Genomic DNA, 3,265 nt, shown 5'->3' on the forward strand with positions numbered 1-3,265 from the left:
GATCTGGCTTTTTATATAGAAGGTGCATCTTCCTAGTCTCACACCAAGTGACCCTGGCACTACCTTCGGCGCAAGCGGGCTTAACTGCTGAGTTCGGGATGGTATCAGGTGTTTCCCCGCCGCTATCGACACACCAAAAATTTAATTCTTGGTATATTTAATTCTTTTTTTCGACCTTTGCAAGTCTATTAAGCGATATTTTCACACTTAAAAAACAATATCAAATAGAAGTGAACTTAAAAGTAAAAGTTAAATAAAGCAAAAAGACTAATTAGTATCGCTCAGCTCAACACATTACTGCGCTTACACATGCGACCTATCAAGCTCGTAGTCTACAAGCTGTCTTATAGAAATCTTATCTTATGATGGGCTTCCCACTTAGATGCTTTCAGCGGTTATCCCTTCCGAACTTAGCTACTCGGCAATGCAACTGGCGTCACAACCGATACACCATAGGTTCGTCCAACCCGGTCCTCTCGTACTAAGGTCAGATTCACTCAAATTTCTTACGCCCACGGAGGATAGAGACCGAACTGTCTCACGACGTTCTGAACCCAGCTCGCGTACCGCTTTAATAGACGAACAGTCTAACCCTTGGGACCTGCTCCAGCCCCAGGATGCGATGAGCCGACATCGAGGTGCCAAACCTCCCCGTCGATGTGAACTCTTGGGGGAGATCAGCCTGTTATCCCCGGAGTACCTTTTATCCGTTGAGCGATGGCCCTTCCACTCGGAACCACCGGATCACTAACACCGTCTTTCGACCCTGCTCCACTTGTTTGTGTTGCAGTCAAGCTCCCTTATGCGTTTACACTCTACAGCCGGTTTCCATGCGGCCTGAGGGAACCTTTGTGCGCCTCCGTTACTCTTTAGGAGGCGACCGCCCCAGTCAAACTGCCCACCAGACATTGTCCCCCCACCGGATTACGATGGTAGGTTAGGATTTCAAATAGCAAAGGGTGGTATTTCAAGGATGCCTAATCGTACGCCGGAACGCACGCCTCAACAGCTCCCACCTATCCTACGCATTACTATTCAAAAGCCAATGTCAAGCTACAGTAAAGGTTCACGGGGTCTTTTCGTCCTTCCGCGGGTAGCGCGTATCTTCACGCGCACTCCAATTTCGCTGGGCCTCTTGTTGAGACAGTGGGGAAGTCGTTACGCCATTCGTGCAGGTCGGAACTTACCCGACTAGGAATTTCGCTACCTTAGGACCGTTATAGTTACGGCCGCCGTTTACTCGGGCTTCGATTCAAAGCTTCTCCTAATGGATAACCTCTCCTCTTAACCTTCGAGCACCGGGCAGGCGTCAGACCCTATACGTCCACTTGCGTGTTTGCAGAGTCCTATGTTTTTGATAAACAGTCGCTACCCCCTTTTCACTGCGGCCCCCGTCAGCTACATCGGCAAGCGATGTCACCAGCAGGGGCGAGCCTTATCCCGAAGTTACGGCTCCAATTTGCAGAGTTCCTTAACAAGAGTTCTCCCAAGCGCCTGAGGATTCTCTCCTCATCTACCTGTGTCGGTTTACGGTACGGATTGATTATATTCTTCATACGAAGCTTTTCTGGGAAGCAGAGGATCACAAACTTCGGGCAAGCCCTCGTCATCACGCCTCAGCCTTCACGTGTTGCGGATTTGCCTACAACACAGCCTACACGCTTAAACCCACATCCAACAGTGGGATTTGCTACCTTTCTCCGTCACTCCTCATGTCAAACGAATATAACCAAGTACAGGAATATTAACCTGTTACCCATCGATTACGCCTTTCGGCCTCACCTTAGGATCCGACTAACCCTGGGCGGAGTCACCTGGCCCAGGAACCCTTAGATTTTCGGCGGGAGTGATTCTCACACTCCTTATCGCTACTCATGCCATCATCAGCTCTTGTGGGATCTCCAGCGCTCCTCGCGGTACGCCTTCATCGATAAACACAATGCTCTTCTACCAATGAACAAAGTTCATTCCATAGCTTCGGTACGTATCTTTAGCCCCGTTACATTTTCGGCGCAGAACCACTAGTCCAGTGAGCTATTACGCTTTCTTTAAAGGGTGGCTGCTTCTAAGCCAACCTCCTGGATGTCACAGTAGTTCCACAACCTTTCCCACTTAGACACGATTTAGGGACCTTAGCTGATGGTCAGGGCTCTTACCCTTTCGACTACGGACCTTAGCATCCGCAGTCTCACTGCCTGATATTACTTAACGGTATTCTGAGTTTGATATGGTTTGGTAAGCTGGTGAGCCCCCTAGCCAATTCAGTGCTGTACCCCCGTCAGTATTCGTCAGACGCTGCACCTAAATGCATTTCGAAGAGAACCAGCTATCACGGAATTTGATTGGCCTTTCACCCCTATCCACAAGTCATCCCAACAGTTTTCAACCTATATGGGTTCGGTCCTCCACAAGGTGTTACCCTCGCTTCAACCTGCTCATGGATAGCTCATCCCGTTTCGGGTCTACGACCTGCTACTATTCGCCCTATTAAGACTCGGTTTCCCTACGGCTACACCTTCAACGGCTTAACCTTGCAACAAATCGTAACTCGATGGCTCATAATGCAAAAGGTACGTGGTCATGCCTTACAATAGCACTTCCACCGATTGTAAGTATATGGTTTCAAGTTCTATTTCACTCCCCTCATCGGGGTTCTTTTCATCTTTCCCTCACGGTACTTGTTCACTATCGGTCAGTAAGTAGTATTTAGCCTTGGAAGGTGGTCCTCCCAGATTCAGACAAAATTTCACGTGTTCCGTCCTACTCAGGATACTGCTAGCGCTTTTCAACTTTCGGATACGAGGCTTTCACTCTCTTTGGCGGGACTTCCCAGACCCTTCTCCTAACATCAAAGCTACACGTTGCAGTCCTACAACCCCGCTAAGTAAACTTAACGGTTTGGGCTAGTTCGCGTTCGCTCGCCGCTACTTGCGAAATCTCAATTGATTTCTCTTCCTCGAGGTACTTAGATGTTTCAGTTCCCTCGGTTAACTCCAGAATGGCTACTTTACTCACCAAACGGTTCCTGCTGTTTCCAACAGGAGGGTTCCCCCATTCAGAAATTCCCGGATCAAAGCCTGCTTGACGGCTCCCCGAGACATATCGCTGTCTAACATACGTCTTTCATCGTCTCTTACTGCCAAGATATCCACCATATACCCTTAGTAGCTTTATCTAACCAACTAAAAGTTTGTATAATTAATATACTTGTCTTGTATTACTTTTAAGTTCTCGTCTTCTATCTGATACTGTTATTTAAATGTAA

Annotated in this window: 2 rRNA genes; both read right to left on the reverse strand. The window is 48.1% G+C overall.

Features of this window, described 5'->3' with window-relative positions:
* Positions 1 to 19 precede the first annotated feature (19 nt).
* Positions 20 to 136, reverse strand: a 5S ribosomal RNA gene (rrf, locus tag ACMAYS_RS15655).
* A 114-nt stretch (positions 137 to 250) separates the two neighbouring features.
* Positions 251 to 3,175: ribosomal RNA gene (locus ACMAYS_RS15660) — 23S ribosomal RNA — on the reverse strand.
* Positions 3,176 to 3,265 lie beyond the last annotated feature (90 nt).

This window comes from Halobacteriovorax sp. RT-2-6, assembly GCF_047085025.1.
GTDB lineage: Bacteria > Bdellovibrionota > Bacteriovoracia > Bacteriovoracales > Bacteriovoracaceae > Halobacteriovorax_A.